The organism is Microbacterium sp. CCNWLW41, from assembly GCF_037083505.1.
In genome coordinates this window covers 364,688-383,532 of sequence record NZ_JBAOJP010000009.1, presented here as the reverse complement: position 1 = coordinate 383,532, position 18,845 = coordinate 364,688, and the positions used below count along the sequence as shown (strand labels likewise).

The following is an 18,845-nucleotide window of genomic DNA, read 5'->3' as shown; positions in this document are numbered from 1 at the left end:
CTCCGGCCCGATCCCGCCGCCGACGAAGGAGACAGACGTGTCCACGGTTGACAGCTTCGGTGCGAAGAGCACCCTGACGGTCGGCAGCACCGACTACGAGATCTTCCGCATCGACACCGTCGACGGCTACGAGAAGCTCCCGTTCAGCCTCAAGGTGCTGCTGGAGAACCTGCTGCGCACCGAGGACGGCGCGAACGTGACGAAGGAGCAGATCAAGGCCCTCGGCTCGTGGAACCCCGACGCCGAGCCCGACACCGAGATCCAGTTCACGCCGGCCCGCGTCGTGATGCAGGACTTCACCGGCGTGCCCTGCATCGTCGACCTCGCCACGATGCGCGAGGCCGTGACCGCCCTCGGCGGCGACCCGAACCGCATCAACCCGCTGTCGCCCGCCGAGATGGTCATCGACCACTCCGTGATCGCCGACCTGTTCGGCACCGAGAACGCCCTCGAGCGCAACGTCGAGATCGAGTACGAGCGCAACGGCGAGCGGTACCAGTTCCTCCGCTGGGGGCAGACGGCGTTCGACGACTTCAAGGTGGTCCCGCCCGGCACCGGCATCGTGCACCAGGTGAACATCGAGCACCTCGCGAAGGTGATCTACGACCGCCAGGTCGACGGGGTCCTGCGCGCCTACCCCGACACCTGCGTCGGAACCGACTCGCACACCACCATGGTCAACGGCCTGGGCGTGCTGGGCTGGGGCGTCGGCGGCATCGAGGCCGAGGCCGCCATGCTCGGCCAGCCCGTCTCGATGCTGATCCCGCGCGTCGTCGGCTTCAAGCTGACCGGCGAGATCCCCGCCGGCGTCACCGCGACCGACGTCGTGCTGACCATCACCGACATGCTGCGCAAGCACGGCGTGGTCGGCAAGTTCGTCGAGTTCTACGGCGAGGGGGTCGCCTCGGTGCCGCTGGCGAACCGCGCCACCATCGGCAACATGAGCCCGGAGTTCGGCTCGACCGCCGCGATGTTCCCCATCGACGACGTCACGCTCGAGTACCTCCGCCTCACCGGGCGCGACGAGGACGCCGTCGCGCTGGTCGAGGCGTATGCCAAGGAGCAGTCGCTCTGGCACGACCCGACGCGGGAGCCGGCCTTCAGCGAGTACATGGAGCTGGACCTCGGGACCGTCGTCCCCTCGATCGCAGGCCCCAAGCGCCCGCAGGACCGCATCCTGCTGTCCGAGGCGAAGGCGCAGTTCGAGAAGGACATCGTCAGCTACGCCACGGCCTCCACCTCCGACGACATCGTCGACCTCGAGTCCAAGCACTCCTTCCCCGCTTCCGACCCGGGCCAGGTCCCCGGCGAGGAGGAGCCCACCACGCGTCCGGTGCACATCAACAGCGGCGCCCCGGCGACGGCGTCCAAGCCGGTCAAGGTCACCACGCCCGACGGCGAGGCGTACATCCTCGACAACGGCGCCGTCACGCTGGCCGCCATCACGTCGTGCACCAACACCTCGAACCCGTCGGTCATGATCGCGGCCGGTCTGCTGGCCAAGAAGGCGGTCGACAAGGGCCTCAAGCGCAAGCCCTGGGTGAAGACCACGCTCGGCCCGGGTTCCAAGGTCGTCACCGACTACTACGAGAAGTCCGGCCTGGACAAGGCGCTCGAGGGCCTGGACTTCTTCACCGTCGGCTACGGCTGCACCATCTGCATCGGCAACTCGGGTCCCCTCATCGAGGAGGTCTCCGCCGCGATCAACGACCATGACCTCGCGGTGACCGCGGTGCTCTCGGGCAACCGCAACTTCGAGGGCCGCATCAGCCCCGACGTGAAGATGAACTACCTCGCCTCGCCGCCCCTCGTGGTCGCGTACGCGCTGGCGGGCTCGATGAACTTCGACTTCGAGACCGACCCGCTGGGCAAGGACACCGAGGGCAACGACGTCTTCCTGAGGGACATCTGGCCCTCGCCCGACGAGGTCCAGCAGATCATCGACACGTCGATCTCGCGCGAGCAGTTCATCACCCAGTACGCGACGGTGTTCGAGGGCGACGAGCGGTGGAAGAACCTGCCCACGCCGACCGGTCCGATCTTCGAGTGGAACGACGAGTCGACCTACGTGCGCAAGCCCCCGTACTTCGAGGGCATGACGATGGAGCTGACCCCGGTCAGCGACATCACCGGCGCGCGGGTCATGGCGACGCTGGGCGACTCGGTGACCACCGACCACATCTCGCCGGCGGGCAACATCAAGGCCGGCACGCCGGCTGCGCAGTACCTCACCGAGCACGGCGTCGCGCAGAAGGACTTCAACTCCTACGGCTCGCGTCGCGGCAACCACGAGGTCATGATCCGCGGCACGTTCGCGAACATCCGCCTGAAGAACGAGCTCGTCGCCGCGGTCAACGACGGTCAGATCGTCGAAGGCGGCTTCACGCGCGACTTCACCCAGGAGGGCGGCCCGCAGTCGTTCATCTACGACGCGAGCATGAACTACCAGGCGCAGGGAACGCCCCTGGTCGTCTTCGGCGGCAAGGAGTACGGCTCCGGCTCGTCGCGCGACTGGGCGGCCAAGGGCACGAGCCTGCTCGGCGTGAAGGCCGTGATCACCGAGAGCTTCGAGCGCATCCACCGCTCGAACCTCATCGGCATGGGCGTGGTCCCGCTGCAGTTCCCGGCCGGCGAGAGCTGGCGCTCGCTCGGTCTGGACGGCACCGAGATCGTCTCGATCGAGGGCCTCGAGCAGCTCAACGAGGGCGTCACGCCCAAGACGGTGCGCGTCACCGCCGAGCCCAGCGAGTTCTCGCCCGAGGGCAAGCAGACTGTCGTGTTCGACGCGGTCGTCCGCATCGACACGCCCGGCGAGGCCGACTACTACCGCAACGGGGGCATCCTGCAGTACGTGCTCCGCTCGCTGGTCTGACAGCCGATTCACGGGGGACCGGATGCCGAGGCATCCGGTCCCTCGTTCATGCCGCGGGTAGACTGACAGGGCCCTTCCGGGCTGGAAAGGAGCGGGGATGTCGCTGCTGTCGTCCATCGCCGGACCCCGTGACCTCGACGCGCTGACCACCGACCAGCTGGAGCAGCTCGCGGACGAGATCCGCGGCTTCCTCGTCGAGAACGTCGCCCGCACCGGGGGTCACCTCGGCCCGAATCTCGGCGTCGTGGAGCTCACCATCGCTCTGCACAGGGTGTTCGACTCGCCGAACGACCCGATGATCTTCGACACCGGTCACCAGTCGTACGTGCACAAGCTGCTGACCGGCCGCCAGGACTTCTCGCGGCTCCGCGCACGTGGGGGCCTGGCCGGCTACCCCCAGCGCTCGGAGAGCCTCCACGACGTCGTCGAGTCCTCGCACGCCTCCAGCTCGCTGAGCTGGGCCGACGGCGTATCCCGGGCCCTCACGCGCACCGGGCGCAAGGACCGCCACGTCATCGCCGTCGTCGGCGACGGATCGCTCACCGGCGGCATGACGTGGGAGGCGCTCAACAACATCTCCGACGACAACGACCGGAACCTGGTGATCGTCGTCAACGACAACGGGCGGTCGTACGCCCCCACGATCGGCGGCATGGCGCGGTATCTGAACCGCGTGCGCACCGCCGAGTCGTACCGCACGCTGCACCGCGGCTCCGACAACCTGTTCCGCAAGCTCGGCCCGGCCGCGCGCGCGGTCTATCGCGGCGTGCGGGGCGGGACCCACGGATTCCTGTCCCGCTTCACCAACAACGCCGCCCTCTACTCGAACCTCGACATCAAGTACCTGGGTCCGGTGGACGGCCATGACCTGCCGACCCTCATCGAGACGCTCGAGCTGGCCAAGGAGTACGGCGCGCCCGTCATCGTCCACGCCATCACCGAGAAGGGCCGCGGCTACGCGCCCGCACTGTCGGACGAGGCCGACCAGTTCCACGCGGTGGGCAAGATCGACCCCCTCACGGGAGCGGCCCTGGGCTCCTCCGGCGGCCTCGCATGGACCGACGTCTTCGCCGACGAGCTCGTCGCGGTCGGCGACGAGCGCGAGGACATCATCGCCATGACCGCCGCCATGCTGCGGCCCACGGGACTCCTCTCGTTCGCGCAGCGCTTCCCCGACCGCGTCTACGACGTCGGCATCGCCGAGCAGCACGCCGTCGCCTCGGCGGCCGGCCTCGCCTTCGGCGGGCTGCACCCCGTCGTCGCGATCTACGCGACATTCATGAATCGCGCGTTCGACCAGGTGCTGATGGACGTCGCGCTCCACCGCGCGGGCGTCACGTTCGTCCTCGACCGCGCGGGGGTCACCGGACCCGACGGCCCCAGCCACCACGGCATCTGGGACCTCGCGATGCTGCAGATCGTGCCGCACATCCGCATCGCCGTGCCCCGCGACGAGCCGCGGCTGCGCGAGGAGCTCCGCGAGGCCGTCGCCGTCGACGACGCGCCGACCGTGGTCCGCTTCCCGAAGGGCGCCGTCAGCCCGGAGCTGCCGGCGATCGAGCGCCTCGAGGACGGTGTCGACGTGCTGGTGCGCTCCGACGCCCACGACGTCCTCCTCGTGGGCATCGGCCCGATGGCGCACATCGCCGTCGACGTGGCCGAGCGGCTTCGCGCCCAGGGGATCGGCGCCACCGTCGTCGACCCGCGGTGGGTCGTCCCGGTGCAGCCGTCGATCGTGGAGCTGGCGGCATCCCACCGCCTCGTCATCACCATCGAGGACGGCATCCGTGTCGGCGGCATCGGCACGCGCGTGCGGCAGGTGCTGCGCGAAGCGGGAATCGACACGGCCGTCGACGAGCTCGGCGTGCCCGACGAGTTCATCGACCACGCGAGCCGCGAGCAGATCCTCGAGGACGCCGGTCTCACGCCCGCGAAGATCGCGCAGGACGTCGTCGCCCAGGTGCTCGGCACGCGCATCCCCGTCGCCCGCGGAGCCCAGACCAGCGAGATCCCCACGCTGCCGGACCTGGCCCGCACGCGCGACGAGCGCCGCTAGACGGAGCTCAGCCGGTCCGCCAGCACGGCGGCCGCCGCGCCCCACTCGGACCGTGCGGGACCGGGCGCAAGGGGCGCGACCGCCTGCGACAGCAGGTATCCGTCGGTGAGCGCATCGCCGGTCACGATCACGCGCAGCAGCTCCACGCCGCATTCCCTGCGCACGAGCTCGGTGCACGCAGCCACGATGCGCGGCGACAGCACGTCGTTCGGCGGGAGGACCGCGCCGTCCAGCTCGTGCACGAGGTCGCGCAGCGCGGCGCCGACGATGTTGCCCGCCCGCTCCTTCACGTTCAGCACGTCCAGCTCGAGCACCCGCAGGTCGTGGCCCGAGACGATGGGCCGCCAGTCGAACGACGCATGGACGAGGTGCTGATGCCCGCTCGCCGCCGTGAGGCAGCGCGCCGGGAGATCCGTCGATCGGGCCCGGACGTCGACCATGCGGTACCAGTACAGGATCGGGAACGCCCCGTGGGTGCCCGGTCGCAGCACCACGACCTCGCCGCGGCCGTCGTCCGACCCGCGCACCCGTCGGATGATCGGCTTGCCGTTGCGCGTGCGGATCGCGGCCGAGCCCTCGTCCACCGTGACCAGGAAGAGCTTCATGAGCGCCGGGACCACCACGAGGAGGGTCAGCGCCGCGCCGCTCGTCTTGACGAGCACGCTGAGCGCGTTGCCGCTGAACAGCCCCGAGATCGCATCCAGCACCCGGACTCCTCCCGATCGTCCCTGAGTAAAGGATGCCCTGCGTCGATCCCGGGACATCGCCGAAGACGCCCCTGCTCGCGAGATGTTCACCGGCATGACCGCCGGCGTTCCACGGCGGGGGTGCGGTCGTTCGCCGCGCCGGCCGCTGTCGCCCCCGCGGCACGCACAGGGCGCACCCTCCGAGGAGGATGCGCCCTGCGCGGCCCGCTCGTCGTCGGTCGGCTCAGCTGCCGATGCCCGTGATCACCGGGTGGTGGAAGGTGTCGCCGAATGCCCGCTGCGAAGCCCCCTCGCGGTCGAGGTAGGGCGATGCGCCACCGTCGATGAACGGCCAGCCGGCTCCGAGGATGAGGCACAGGTCGATGTCCTGCACCTCCGGGACCACGCCCTCGTCGAGCATGATCCTGATCTCCTGGGCGAGTCCGTCCTGGACGCGCTCGAGAATGGTCTCCGCCGAGGCGGGCGAGGAGCCGACGGCGGGCTTGAGCACCTTCTCCGCCGCCTTCGTCCAGCCGGTCACGCGGCCGCCCTTGTCCTTCTCGACCACCTGCGGCAACTCCGCGAGGGCGTGGAAGTTCTCGTTCGCGTAGAAGCGGTCGGGGAAGGCGCGCACCATCGTGTCCTGCACGTGTGCGGCGACCTTCCATCCGACCAGGTCGATCAGCTGGAACGGTCCCATCGGCAGTCCGAGCGGCGCGAACGCCTTCTCGACCTCGGCGATGGGAGTGCCCTCGTACACCGCGCGCGCCGCCTCGCCCATGACCTTGGCGAGCAGCCTGTTCACCACGAAGCCCGGCGCATCCGCCGTCAGCACGCCGTTCTTCCCGAGGCTCTTCGCCACGACGAAGGCCGTCGAGAGTGCGGCATCCGACGTCTGCGGCGTCTTCACGATCTCGATCAGCGGCATGACCGCCACCGGGTTGAAGAAGTGGAAGCCCACCAGGCGCTCGGGATGCGTCAGCTTCGCGCCGATCTCCGCCACGGACAGCGACGAGGTGTTGGTGGCGAGGATGGCGTCCTCCGCGATGATCTTCTCGATCTCGCCGAACACCTGCTGCTTGACCGCCACCTCCTCGAATACGGCCTCGATCACGAAGTCGCAGTCGGCATAGAGCGTCTTGTCGGTCGTGCCGGTCACGAGGGCGCGCAGCCTGTTGGCCGCGTCGCCGTCGAGTCGCCCCTTCGCCTCGAGCTTGCCGATCTCGTCGTGGATGTAGGCCACACCCTTGTCGACGCGCGCCTGATCGAGGTCGGTGATGAGCACCGGCACCTGCAGCTTGCGGACGAACAGCAGCGCGAACTGGCTGGCCATGAGGCCGGCGCCGATGATGCCGACCTTGGCGACCTTCTTCGCCAGGGCCTTGTCAGGAGCCCCGACCGGCCGCTTGGCGCGCTTCTGCACCAGATCGAACGCGTACATGGATGCCGCGAACTGGTCGCCGGCGACGAGCTCGGCCAGCGCCTCGTCCTCGCGGGCGAAGCCCTCGGCCTTGGTGCCGCCCTTCGCCTTGTCGAGGAGGTCCAGCGCCACGTACGGCGACTTCGGGACCGTCCCGATCCTGGACTCGAGCATGCCGCGTGCCATCTTGATCGCGATGGGCCACTTGGTGAGGCGCTCGATCTTCCCGGGCTCGTGCTTGCGCTCGACCTTGGTCTTGCCGCTGAGCACGCGGTCCGCCCAGTTCAGCGAATCCTCGAGGTAGTTCGCCGCCGGGAAGATCGCGTCCACGATCCCGTAGTCGAACGCCTGCTGCGGCTTGAGCATGCGGTTCTGCTTCAGCGGGTTGGAGATCACGACCTCGAGGGCGTTCTCGATGCCGATGAGGTTCGGCAGCAGGTAGGCGCCGCCCCAGCCGGGGATGATGCCGAGGAAGACCTCGGGGAGGGCGATCGCGGCGGCCGAGGCATCCACCGTCCGGTACGTGCTGTTCAGCGCGATCTCGAGGCCGCCGCCCAGCGCCAGCCCGTTCACGAACGCGAACGTCGGCACCCCCAGCTCGGACAGCATGCCGAAGACCTTGTGACCCAGCTGGGCCACCAGGCGTGCGTTGTCCTTCGAGCCGACCTTGCTGATGTCGGAGAGGTCGGCGCCCGCCGCCAGGATGTACTGCTTGCCGGTGATGCCGACCGCCTGGATCTCACCGGCCGCGGCACGCCCCTCGAGCGCCTCGAGCGTCTCGCCCAGCTGGAACATCGTCGCCGGTCCCAGCGTGTTGGGGCGGGTGTGGTCGCGACCGTTGTCGAGCGTGATGAGGGCGAGCACCTTGCCGGAGGGGAGGCGGATGTCGCGCACCCGCGAGTGCGTGATCACCTCGCCCTCCGTGACGGCGAGGATGGGGGAGAAGTCGATGTCGTCGTAGTTCGTCATTCCGCGCTTACTTCCGCTTCTTTCCGTCGTAGAACGGGTTCTCCCAGATGACCGAGCCGCCTTGGCCCAGACCGACGCACATCGCGGTGAGGCCGTAGCGCACGTCGGGTCGTTCGGCGAACTGCGCCGCGAGCTGGATCATCAGGCGGACGCCGGACGCCGCCAGCGGGTGGCCGAAGGCGATGGCGCCGCCCCACTGGTTGACGCGCGGGTCGTCGTCGGCGATGCCGAAGTGGTCGAGCAGGGAGATCACCTGGATGGCGAACGCCTCGTTGAGCTCGAACAGTCCGATGTCGCCGATCGTCAGGCCCGCCTTCTTCAAGGCCTTCTCCGTCGACGGGATCGGCCCGATGCCCATGATCTCGGGCTGGACGCCGGCGAACGCGAACGAGACGAGCTTCATCTTCGGCGTGAGCCCGAGCTCCTTGACCGCGCCGCCACCGGCGAGGAGCGACATCGTCGCACCGTCGGTGAGCGGCGACGAGGTGCCCGCGGTCACCCGGCCGTGCGGGCGGAACGGGGTCTTGAGGCCGGCGAGGTCCGCCATCGTGGTACCCGGCCGCCGGCCCTCGTCCTCGGTCGCGAGACCCCACGAGCCGTCGGCGTCCTTGATCGCGACCGGCACGAGATCCGGCTGGATCTTGCCGGCGTCGTACGCCGCCTGCACCTTGTGCTGGCTGAGCATGCCGAAGCGGTCGGAGCGCTCCTTGGTCAGGTGGGGGAACCGGTCGAAGATGCGCTCGGCGGTGACGCCCATGTTGAGCGCCCCGGGGTCGACCATCTTCTCCGCGACGAAGCGGGGGTTGGGGTCGGCGTTGCCGCCGATCGGGTGGTGGCCCATGTGCTCCACCCCGCCGGCCAGGGCGACGTCGTACATGCCCACGCCGATCGAGGCGGCCATCGTCGTGACGCTGGTCATCGCGCCCGCGCACATGCGGTCGATCGCGAAGCCCGGGACGGTCTGGGGGAGCCCGGCGAGGATCGCGACGCTGCGGCCGAGGGTCAGGCCCTGATCGCCCGTCTGCGACGTCGCGGCGATGGCGACGTCGTCGACGCGGTCCCTCGGAACGCCCGGATTGCGCTCCATGAGTCCGATCGTCGCCTTGACGGCGAGGTCGTCCGCTCGGGTGTTCCAGTACATGCCCTTTTCGCCGGCGCGCCCGAACGGGGTGCGCATGCCATCGACGAAGTAGACGTCCGAAATCTCGGCCACTCTGCCTCCAAAAGTTGGGATGACGCCAGCCTAGGAGGGCGGTCGGAGCGGTCTGAATCGGGTGGCGGAAACCTACGAAGCCGTTTCGGAGGGCTCCGACACGGCTTGCACGGATCCCACAAAGGCATCGGCGATCAGCTGTGCAGTCTGCGCAATCTGCCACGACCGCGCGCCGAGCGAGGCGAGCGCGTCGCCGATGGATGCCTCGGTCACCGGCTCCGGCGGCGTCCACGCGATGCGCCGAAGCAGCTCGGGAGTCAGCAGGTTCTCGGTCGGCATGCGCAGCTCCTCCGCCCGCCGCTCGACGACGGGGCGCGCCGCCTTCAGGCGCGCGTCCGCCTCGGGGTTGCGGTCCGCCCACGCGCGGGGCGGCGGGAGCGAGTCCCCGCCCGTCGCGCGCTCCAGCGGGAGGTGGCTCGTGGCACGGCCCGCCTCGATGGCGGCCCACCAGCGATCGAGCTGAGAGCGGCTGGCCCGCCCGGTGAACTCCTTCACAGCGGCCAGTGCGCTCTTCGACTTGGGGTCGGCGAGCACCGCGGCCACCAGCGCGCGGTCGGGCACGAGTCGCCCGGGCGCGACGTCCTCCGCCCGCGCGTACTCCTCGCGCGCGGTCCACAGCTCACGGGCGACGGCCAGCGCCTTGCGTCCACGTACCGTGTGCAGGCCGCTCAGGCGACGCCACGGCTCTTCGCGCGGCGGCTTCGGCTCGCGTTCGAGCACGGCGCGGAACTCCTCGGCCGCGAAGTCGGCCTTGCCCTGCTCGTGAAGCTCCTCGAGCAGCTTGTCGCGCACGTCCACGAGGTGCTCGACGTCCAGTGCCGCGTACTCCAGCCACGACTGCGGCAGCGGACGGGTGGACCAGTCCGAGGCGGAGTGCGCCTTGGCGAGGGTGATCCCGAGGGTGTCCTCCACGACCGCACCGAGGCCAACCCGGTCATGACCCAGAAGTCGCGCGGCGAGCTCGGTGTCGAAGATCGAGTCGGGCACGAGGCCCAGTTCGCGCAGTGACGGCAGGTCCTGGCTGGCGGCGTGGAGGACCCACTCCTCGTGACCGATCGCGTCCTGCAGCGCCTGGAAGTCCCCGATGGGCGGAGGGTCGAACAGGAACACGCCGACGCCGCGACGGAACACCTGCACGAGGTATGCGCGTTGCGAGTACCGGAATCCGGAGGCGCGCTCGACGTCGACGGCCACAGGCCCCTGGCCGGCGGCCAGCCGGCGCGCGGCGTCGGCGAGGTGGCCCACCTCGTCGATCACCTCATAATCAACCACGCGGCGTCCTGCGCGAACCCAGCATCGCGATCCCTTCCGAGCCGGGCGGGAGCCCGGCGAGCATGCATACCAACTCCGCCCATGCTTCCACGTGCGGAGCGATCGCGCCTTCCGGTGACCAGGACGCCCGCAGCTCGATCTGCGCACCGTCTCCTTCCGCGGCAAGGGAGCCGAAACCTTTGGAGAGCGTCTTCGTGGCCGTCCCGGAGGCCGAATGGAACCCGGCGCGACGCGACGCCAGCGCGTCGGTGAGCCACGTCCACGCGACATCGGCCAGGAGCGGATCGACTCCGATCTCCGGCTCGAGCGGCGCCTGGGCGAAGCACACGATGCGCCAGGGGCCGTTCCACGGCGCCGGCTCCTCCGGATCGTGCAGCAGCACGAGCCGACCCGTGCCGTACGGCGAGTCGACGTCGTCGGGGGAGGAGCGCACATCGCCCGCGATCGCGAGCGCCTGGGGCGCCAGCCCCTGCGGTGCCGGGATCTCACGCACCGTCAGGTCGTCGCGGAACGAGATCGAGCGCACCGCCTCGGCCGCCTGCTCGAACGAGCTCGGTGCCGCGGGGGGACGCTGGTCAGCCACGCGGACAGACTAGAGTGATGCCTCGATGGTCGCCTTCAGGCGCGCCGCGATGGGCGGCGCAACCCGCAGCTCCGCCACCCGGCCCCGCACACCCGCCTACGTCGCCGGGGTCAAAGCCGCGCTCACGGTGCTGAGCGTCGCGCTGGCCGGGACGCTCGGCGCCCTCGCCGCCGGGTCCGTCCTGATGGCCCGCCGCGTCGTCACGCCGACGCGGCGCGAGCCCGACACGCGCATCCTCGCCCTGGACACCGCCGCGCAGACGATCACGCTGTCGCGGACGCCCGACACCGCGCTTCCGGGGCGCTACGGCCTGTTCACCAAGGGCACCTCGGACTACATCAAGCTCGGCTCGGTGCTCTCGGAGGACGCCACCAGCGTCAAGCGCAAGCTGCTCACCCATATCGGCTCCGACGCCGAGCTCGCCCCCGAGGCGGCCTTCAGCGGCTGGTACTACGACCGTCCCGAGCAGCTGCACCTTCCCTTCAGCCCGGAGCTCATCGGCTCGACCGTCGGCCCGTGCCCGGCGTGGCTCTTCCCGGCGGGCTCCGGCGAGACGTGGGTCATCCAGGTGCACGGGCGCGGTACGACGCGCGCCGAGTGCCTGCGCGCGGTCCCCGTCTTCCACGGGCTCGGCATCACCTCGCTCGTGGTCTCGTACCGCAACGACGGTGAGGCGCCGCGCAGCCGCAGCGGCACCTACGGGCTGGGATCGACGGAATGGCGCGACGTCGATGCCGCCGTCGGGTTCGCCCGGCGACGCGGCGCCCGCCGGATCGTGATCATGGGCTGGTCGATGGGCGGAGCGATCGCGCTGCAGCTGGCCCTGAACTCCGCACACCGCGACGCGATCGCCGGCCTGATCCTCGAGTCGCCCGTCGTGGACTGGAGCCTCGTGCTGAAGTACCAGGCGCGCGAGCAGCGCGTGCCCGACGCGATCACGGGTCTGGCGATGGAGGCGCTCCGTACGGAGTGGGCGGCCCCGCTCACCCGCACCGGCGCGGCGATCCGCCTCGACCAGCTCGACGTGCTGTCGCGCGCGAGCGAGCTGCGGCATCCGATCCTCATCCTCCACAGCGACGACGACGGCTACGTCCCCTCGGACGCCTCGCACGACCTCGTCGTCGCCCGCCCCGATCTCGTCCAGATGCAGGTGTTCGAGGTCGCGCGGCACACGAAGCTGTGGAACTACGACCAGGAGCGATGGAGCGACAGCATCCGCTCGTGGCTCGCAGCGCAGGGCCTCCTGCCCGACTGAGGAGTGCGCGCGTGTCAGGCGGCCGCTTTGGCGCGCACCTGCCGCTGCGCGCGCAGCAGCATGCCCGTCATGCCCGAGATCCGCAGCGGCGACACGACGCGGGTGAGCCCCAGCGTCTGGGGAAAGTCGCCCGGCACCGCGAGGACCTCGCCGGCTGTCAGCCCGGTGAGGCCCTGGGCCAGGATGCTGGCGAACCCGCGCGTCGTCGGCGCCTCGGGCGGCGCCGTCGCGTGCATGGCCACGGTGCCGTCGCCGTCGACGTCCACGACGATGAAGACGGGGGACTGGCACTCGACGACGCGCTCGTAGAGCTCGGGGTGGCCTTCGTACTCCGCCGGCACGGCGGGCAGCTCGTACGAGTACTCCAGGAGCAGCTGCAGCCGGTCGGCCTCGGGCAGCTCCAGGAACTCGTCGCGGATCTCGGCGAGGCGCTCGGGCAGGGCGGTGTCGGTCATCCCCGCCATCATCCCACGCCCGAATGGCGAGGGACCCGGCCGGTCACCGGCGGGGGGCGTCGCCGGGCTCGGCTCCCGCGACGATCGGCACACGCACCGCGCTGCCCCACTCCGTCCAGGACCCGTCGTAGTTGCGCACGTCGTCGAAGCCCAGGAGATGCCTGAGCACGAACCAGGTGTGGCTGGACCGCTCGCCGATCCGGCAGTAGGCGACGATCGCATCGTCGTCTTTCAGCCCGACCTCGCCCCGGTAGATCGCGTCGAGCTCGGCGCGGCTCTTGAAGCCGCCGTCCTCGGCGACGGCGCGTCCCCACGGGACGCTCCTCGCCGTGGGGATGTGCCCGGCGCGCAGAGCGCTCTCCTCGGGGTAGGCCGGGGCAGTGGTGCGCGAGCCGTCGTACTCCTCAGGGGAGCGCACATCGATGAGCGGACCGCTGCCGAGGTGTGCGAGGACGTCCTCCTTGTATGCGCGCAGCACCGAGTCGTCGCGCTCGACGACCGGGTAGCGCGTGGGCTCGGGCTTGGGCACCTCTGTCGTCATCGGGCGGCCCTCGGCGATCCACTTGTCACGGCCGCCGTCGAGGAGCCGGACGTCCTCGTGCCCGAAGAGGGAGAAGACCCACAGCGCGTAGGCCGCCCACCAGTTGTTCTTGTCCCCGTAGATCACCACCGTGTCATCGCGGGAGATCCCCTTGCGGCCGAGCAGCGCGGCGAAACCCTCGCCGTCGACGTAGTCGCGCACCACGGGGTCGTTGAGCTCGGTGTGCCAGTCCACCTTGACGGCACCGGGGATGTGCCCCGTCTCGTACAGCAGCACGTCCTCGTCGGATTCGACGACGACGAGCCCCGGCCGGCCCAGCCGGGCCTCGAGCCACTCGCCGGTGACGAGCCGTCCGGGCTGGGCGTACTCGGCGAACTTCTCGGACGAGGTGTCGGTCTCGACGGGCATGGCGTCTCCTGATGTCGGCGGGGTGCGGGCACGCGTCGGCGCCCGCGGGCGGCGGTTAGGGTTGAACCGTCGCCTTCGACCCTAGATTCCCGGGCGGGCGAGCACAGCCCTGCTGTAACGCGCCGTCCACTTCCACCGAGGATCCGCATGACCGTCTCCGCCACCCGCTCCGGCGTCGTCCACCTCGCAGAGCGGACCCCGCAGCTCGCCGGTGCCGAGATGGTCGCCGCCCTCGTGCCGCCGCCGCAGTTCGCCGACGCGACTTTCGACACCTACCGGGCCGATCCCGCATATCCCTCGCAGCAGGAGGCGAAGGACCTGCTCCTGGCGTTCACCGGAACCGCGGCACCCGTCAAGGGCGGGCTCTTCCGTCGCGCGAAGCGGCCGGAGGTCAAGCCGGGCGTGTACCTCGACGGCGGCTTCGGCGTGGGCAAGACCCACCTCCTGGCCGCGGTGTACCACGCGCTGCCCGCGCGGCGGAAGTACTTCGGGTCGTTCATCGAGTACACGGCGCTCGTGGGCGCGCTCGGCTACCAGAACACCGTCGAGCTGTTCCGCGGCTCGGATCTGCTGTGCATCGACGAGTTCGAGCTGGACGACCCCGGTGACACGATGGTGATGACCCGGCTGCTGGGCGAGCTCGTCGCCTCCGGGACGCGTCTGGCGGCGACATCCAACACCCCTCCCAACGCGCTCGGGGAGGGGCGGTTCGCCGCGCAGGACTTCCTGCGCGAGATCCACGCCATGGCGGCGAGCTTCCATACGGTGCGCATCGACGGGACGGACTACCGTCACCGCGCCGTCGACGGCCACGCGATGGTGCTCGAGCGCCCGCAGTACGACGCGGCGATCGCGGATGCCGCGGCCACGAGCCTCGTCTCCGACGATGCGTTCGACGACCTCGTAAGCCACCTCGCCCGCGTGCACCCGTCTCGCTACATCCGCCTGATCGAGGGGCTCTCGATGGTCGGACTGCGCGACGTCGAACCCTTCACGGACCAGTCCGCGGCGCTGCGCTTCGTCGCCTTCATCGACCGCGTGTACGACGCGCAGCTGCCGATCCGGGCGACGGGGACGTCGCTGGACCTCGTCTTCCCGGAGGAGATGCTCGCCGGGGGGTACCGCAAGAAGTATCTCCGGGCGATCTCCCGCCTGGTCGCGTCGACCCTCGCCTGATTCCCGGCGGGTCCTCGGAGCCCCGAAACACGATGTTTACGTGCGGGGCGGCTCCGTAACGAAGGAGAAACACGGGTCGTCCCGCTGCCGAAACGGACGGTCGACACACTGAGGGAACCCGACGCTTTCAGCTGCGTCCCCCGCAGAGAGGTTCTCCACCGAGATGGATCAAGGCAACACCGCATTCATGCTCATAGCGGCCGCGCTCGTCTTGTTGATGACGCCCGGTCTCGCGTTCTTCTACGGCGGCCTGGTGAAGGCCAAGAGCGTCATCAGCATGATGATGCTCAGCTTCGGCGCACTCGGCCTCATCGGCGTGCTGTGGGTCGTCTACGGCTACGCCATCGCCTTCCCCGGCGCTGAGGGCCTCGTCGCCCCGTGGTCGATCGACTGGTCGGCCATCGGACTGACCAGCCTCCTCGAGGTGCCGGAGGGCGCGGCATACCCGCCGCTGGCCTTCGTCGCGTTCCAGGCCACCTTCGCGATCCTCACGGTCGCTCTGGTGTCGGGCGCCATCGCCGACCGCGCCAAGTTCGGATCGTGGATGATCTTCGCGGCCATCTGGGCCACGATCGTCTACTTCCCGGTCGCCAGCTGGGTGTTCAACTTCGGCCTCGCCGAGGATGGGAGCTTCGCCTACGGCGGCTGGATCACCTACGGCATGCAGGAGTGGTTCGGAGTCGGCGCGATCGACTTCGCGGGCGGCACGGCCGTCCACATCAACGCCGGCGCGGCCGCTCTCGCGCTCGCCCTGGTGCTCGGCAAGCGCGTCGGCTTCCAGAAGGGCGTCCACGTCCCGCACAACCCGCCGTTCGTGCTCCTGGGCGCCGGCCTGCTGTGGTTCGGCTGGTTCGGCTTCAACGCCGGCTCGGAGCTCGCCGCCGACGGCACCGCGGCCCTCGCGTTCGTCAACACGATCGCCGCCCCCGCCGCGGCCCTCCTGGCCTGGCTCGTGGTCGAGAAGCTGAAGGACGGCAAGCCCACCTCGGTCGGTGCCGCCTCCGGCGCCGTCGCGGGTCTGGTCGCCATCACCCCGGCGTGCGCGTCGGTGACCCCGATCTGGGCGATCGTGCTCGGCCTCGTCGCCGGCGCCGTCTGCGCCCTCGCGATCGAGCTCAAGTACAAGTGGGGCTTCGACGACTCGCTCGACGTCGTGGGCATCCACCTCGTCGGCGGCCTCATCGGAACGCTTTACCTCGGCTTCTTCGCCAACGGCACCGGCCTCATCTACAGCGGCTCGTTCACGCAGCTGCTCGTGCAGGCCATCGCCGCGATCGCCGTCCTCGTGTACTCGTTCGCCCTGGCCTTCGGCATCGGCCTGGTCATCGAGAAGACGATCGGCTTCCGCGTCAAGAACGAGGACGAGGTCGCCGGCATCGACACCGTCGTGCACGGCGAAGAGGGATACGTCCTGGAGGGCACTCGCGCCTGACGCTCTTCGCACAGCGCCGAAGGGGCGCCGCGGTCTCCCCCCGACCGCGGCGCCCCTTCGGCGCGCCGGGGCGGCCCGACGCGCCTCGTAGGATGACGCGTGTGACACAGCGAAGAGGTCTGCTCGGCGTCCTGAGCGGCATTCTGCGGCCGCGGCGGTCCGCAGCGCCGGCGGTCCCCGCCGCGTCGCACGCCGGCGCGACCGCCACGATCGAGGTGCCGCCACCGGGCCGGAGCGCATTGCGGATCGCGTACGCCCCCGACCGCGACGGCGAGCCGGACGCCGGAGAGGTCGTCTGGACCTGGGTGCCGTACGTCGAGAACGACGGGCGTGGCAAGGACCGTCCCGTGCTCGTCATCGGAAGGCAGGATCCCGAACGCGTCTACGCCGTCAAGCTCACCAGCAAGGCCCACGACGGCGACCGCGACTTCCTCCCCCTGGGCGCGGGGGAGTGGGACGCGCGCGGCAGGCCGTCGTGGGTCGACATCGACCAGATCTACAGCGTGCATCGCGAGGGACTGCGGCGTGAGGCATCCGCCCTCGATCTCGAGCGCTTCATGCGGGTCGCCGACGCGCTCCACCGCCGCTACGGCTGGGCGATTGACGACTGACCGGATGCAGAAGAGGCCGGCCACTGACGTGGCCGGCCTCATTCGTCGTGGTGGGCGATACCAGACTCGAACTGATGACCTCTTCCGTGTGAAGGAAGCGCGCTACCAACTGCGCCAATCGCCCGTACCCCGAGGGGGACGAGTAACGATCCTACCGGATGGCGAAGCGTGCCTCGAACCACATCCGTGTGACACGCGCGGGGTCCGTCCGGTTTTGCATGACGGCGAGGATCGGCTAAAGTCGTTCAAGTGCCCGGGGTGCGAATCCCGGAAGCGAAATGCGGATGTAGCGCAGTTGGTAGCGCATCACCTTGCCAAGGTGAGGGTCGCGAGTTCGAGTCTCGTCATCCGCTCGAGTGCAGGGATCCCCTCCAGGGATCACGGCACGTGGGGTCAAACCACACGCGGTGGCGTGGCCGAGCGGCTAGGCACCGGCCTGCAAAGCCGTTTACACGGGTTCGAATCCCGTCGCCACCTCCACTCCCGGTCCCGACCGGAGTTCGACTCGGGCGATTGGCGCAGCGGTAGCGCGCTTCCCTGACACGGAAGAGGTCACTGGTTCGATCCCAGTATCGCCCACCACTGGAAACCCCCGGATCCCCGGGGGTTTCTTCGTTCCTCGCCATGCCGGCCGTGCTCGATCGGTCAGTTGTACCGGTCCAGCTCAGCGGTGAGGACCGGGTAGACATCGCGCGCGGCATCCGTCCCGATGAAGCAGTCCATGTGGGCGTAGCCGGGGATCACGTGCCGCGTGTAGTACCCGTCGCCGTTGACCTCCCGCAGGTGCTCGTACGTGATCCGGCTGCCCTCCGGCAGGAAGAGGCGATTGGCCTCGCCGTGGACGAACGCGATCGGGACGCGCAGGCCGGAGACGTCGTCGAGGTAGTCGTGCTCGCCGTCCATGCTCACGGCATGGTCCTCGCGGAGGATCTTCGTGATGTGGGTGAGCGCCCTCAGGTTGGCCACCCCGAACGCCTCATGCAGGTGATCGTGCGTCGCCTCGTTGAGGCGGTCGTGGTCGTAGACCTCGCCGTAGATGAACATCACCCGGCGGCAGAACGGCCTGTCGCACGGCTCCTCGCCCGCGGGATACAGCGCCAGGGCACGGTCGTAGAGCGACTCGGCCCACGACGGATCGTCGGCGGGCTCGGTGGTCAGCGTGTCGACGCCGAGCGCCTGGAGGACGTTGCCCGTGTAGATGCCGGCGCGGAACTCGTTGAGCGCGCCCGCGCGCGGGTGGAGCGTCACCTGCGAGGCCACCGCCGACCGCACGCCGCGCAGGCCCAGCCCGAGCGACATCAGCAGGGTGAGCGATCCGACACAGTGCGCGACGATCTGCACCGACTCGGCGCCGCTGACGTCTCGGACCTTCTGCACGGCGGCCGGGTAGTCGAACCGCGCGATGTCGTCCAGCGTGAACTGCGAGCTCGCCGACGCCAGGGCGGGGCTCGCGCGATAGTCCAGCACCCACACGTCGTAGCCGCGCTCGTAGAGGTGCTCGGGGAGGTTGGTCTCGGTCGTGTCGAGCGTGTAGGCCAGCGCCGACGTCCCGAAGCCGGGGGAGAGCACGACAGGTCCCCTGCGCCCGCCCCGGAACCGCGTGAGCCGCAGCGCCACGCCGTCGGCCGCGTCGAACCCGTGGACCACCGGCTCACCGCAGCGGAGCCTCCGCCTGATCCGATCGCCGGTCGCCGCCGGCAGGACATCGCCCTCGCTCATGTCGACCCCCAGTGGTCGCGGTGCGCGTGTCGCCGCACGCCGGGCGGCTTCTGCACCGCATGCGACGACGCCGTCAGCCTATTGCCCGCAGCGCGGCCCCGCCACGAGCTCGTCCACATCGGCCGCCGTCCGGCGGGCACGGGCGCCGCCGTCGGCTGACTAGACTCGGAGCGTGGA

Annotated in this window: 14 protein-coding genes and 4 tRNA genes; 9 read left to right on the top strand and 9 right to left on the bottom strand. The window is 70.0% G+C overall.

Translation table 11 applies throughout. From position 1 onward, the window contains the following. Positions 1-37 precede the first annotated feature (37 nt). On the top strand, positions 38-2,872 hold the full coding sequence (gene acnA, locus V6R91_RS28365) for an aconitate hydratase AcnA (RefSeq protein ID WP_336398029.1): 2,835 nt from the start codon (positions 38-40) through the stop codon (positions 2,870-2,872). A gap of 97 nt (positions 2,873-2,969) precedes the next feature. Then, complete coding sequence (gene dxs / locus V6R91_RS28360) at positions 2,970-4,928, top strand: 1-deoxy-D-xylulose-5-phosphate synthase (RefSeq protein ID WP_336398028.1); 1,959 nt, start codon at positions 2,970-2,972, stop codon at positions 4,926-4,928. Here dxs and V6R91_RS28355 read toward each other — a convergent pair. The 5 genes from V6R91_RS28355 to V6R91_RS28335 form a co-directional block, all read right to left on the bottom strand. Beyond that, positions 4,925-5,635, bottom strand: coding sequence for a hypothetical protein (locus tag V6R91_RS28355; protein WP_336398027.1), 711 nt, complete (start codon positions 5,633-5,635; stop codon positions 4,925-4,927). The genes dxs and V6R91_RS28355 overlap by 4 nt on opposite strands. A gap of 223 nt (positions 5,636-5,858) precedes the next feature. After that, entirely contained in the window at positions 5,859-8,003 is a 2,145-nt protein-coding gene (locus V6R91_RS28350; RefSeq protein WP_336398026.1) for a 3-hydroxyacyl-CoA dehydrogenase NAD-binding domain-containing protein, read from the bottom strand. 7 nt (positions 8,004-8,010) lie between these two features. After that, a complete protein-coding gene (locus tag V6R91_RS28345; protein ID WP_336398025.1) occupies positions 8,011-9,216 on the bottom strand; it encodes a thiolase family protein in 1,206 nt (401 codons plus the stop codon). A 72-nt stretch (positions 9,217-9,288) separates the two neighbouring features. Further along, positions 9,289-10,488 (bottom strand): ribonuclease D, encoded by a 1,200-nt coding sequence (locus V6R91_RS28340; RefSeq protein ID WP_336398024.1) that lies wholly within the window; start codon positions 10,486-10,488, stop codon positions 9,289-9,291. Further along, a complete protein-coding gene (locus tag V6R91_RS28335) occupies positions 10,481-11,071 on the bottom strand; it encodes a DUF3000 domain-containing protein (RefSeq protein WP_336398023.1) in 591 nt (196 codons plus the stop codon). Before V6R91_RS28335 ends, V6R91_RS28340 begins: the two co-directional genes overlap by 8 nt. A gap of 25 nt (positions 11,072-11,096) precedes the next feature. Between V6R91_RS28335 and V6R91_RS28330 the strand changes: the two genes are divergently transcribed. Then, positions 11,097-12,326 carry an alpha/beta hydrolase gene (locus V6R91_RS28330; RefSeq protein ID WP_336398022.1) on the top strand — a complete coding sequence of 410 codons (1,230 nt, stop codon included), beginning with the start codon at positions 11,097-11,099 and terminating at the stop codon, positions 12,324-12,326. Between the two features lie 14 nt (positions 12,327-12,340). Here V6R91_RS28330 and V6R91_RS28325 read toward each other — a convergent pair whose 3' ends face one another. Together V6R91_RS28325 and V6R91_RS28320 are read right to left on the bottom strand one after the other, a co-directional pair. Beyond that, a complete protein-coding gene (locus tag V6R91_RS28325) occupies positions 12,341-12,781 on the bottom strand; it encodes a SufE family protein (protein ID WP_336398021.1) in 441 nt (146 codons plus the stop codon). A 43-nt stretch (positions 12,782-12,824) separates the two neighbouring features. Further along, positions 12,825-13,730, bottom strand: coding sequence for a sulfurtransferase (locus V6R91_RS28320; protein WP_336398020.1), 906 nt, complete (start codon positions 13,728-13,730; stop codon positions 12,825-12,827). A gap of 147 nt (positions 13,731-13,877) precedes the next feature. On the opposite strand from V6R91_RS28320, the gene zapE reads away from it, so the two are divergent. The 3 genes from zapE to V6R91_RS28305 all read left to right on the top strand — a co-directional run bounded on the left by zapE (position 13,878) and on the right by V6R91_RS28305 (position 16,949). Further along, positions 13,878-14,906, top strand: coding sequence for a cell division protein ZapE (gene zapE / locus V6R91_RS28315; RefSeq protein WP_336398019.1), 1,029 nt, complete (start codon positions 13,878-13,880; stop codon positions 14,904-14,906). A gap of 163 nt (positions 14,907-15,069) precedes the next feature. Further along, complete coding sequence (locus V6R91_RS28310) at positions 15,070-16,338, top strand: ammonium transporter (protein ID WP_336398018.1); 1,269 nt, start codon at positions 15,070-15,072, stop codon at positions 16,336-16,338. Between the two features lie 92 nt (positions 16,339-16,430). Then, complete coding sequence (locus tag V6R91_RS28305) at positions 16,431-16,949, top strand: type II toxin-antitoxin system PemK/MazF family toxin (RefSeq protein WP_442928188.1); 519 nt, start codon at positions 16,431-16,433, stop codon at positions 16,947-16,949. 48 nt (positions 16,950-16,997) lie between these two features. Here V6R91_RS28305 and V6R91_RS28300 read toward each other — a convergent pair. Then, positions 16,998-17,073 (bottom strand) — tRNA-Val (locus V6R91_RS28300). Between the two features lie 156 nt (positions 17,074-17,229). Between V6R91_RS28300 and V6R91_RS28295 the strand changes: the two genes are divergently transcribed. The 3 genes from V6R91_RS28295 to V6R91_RS28285 all read left to right on the top strand — a co-directional run bounded on the left by V6R91_RS28295 (position 17,230) and on the right by V6R91_RS28285 (position 17,531). Continuing rightward, positions 17,230-17,302 (top strand) — tRNA-Gly (locus V6R91_RS28295). Between the two features lie 53 nt (positions 17,303-17,355). Further along, positions 17,356-17,429, top strand: a tRNA-Cys gene (locus V6R91_RS28290). 27 nt (positions 17,430-17,456) lie between these two features. After that, a tRNA-Val gene (locus V6R91_RS28285) sits at positions 17,457-17,531 on the top strand. Positions 17,532-17,594: 63 nt separating this feature from the next. Here V6R91_RS28285 and V6R91_RS28280 read toward each other — a convergent pair. Further along, on the bottom strand, positions 17,595-18,668 hold the full coding sequence (locus V6R91_RS28280) for an alpha/beta fold hydrolase (RefSeq protein WP_336398016.1): 1,074 nt from the start codon (positions 18,666-18,668) through the stop codon (positions 17,595-17,597). Between the last annotated feature and the right edge of the window lie 177 nt (positions 18,669-18,845).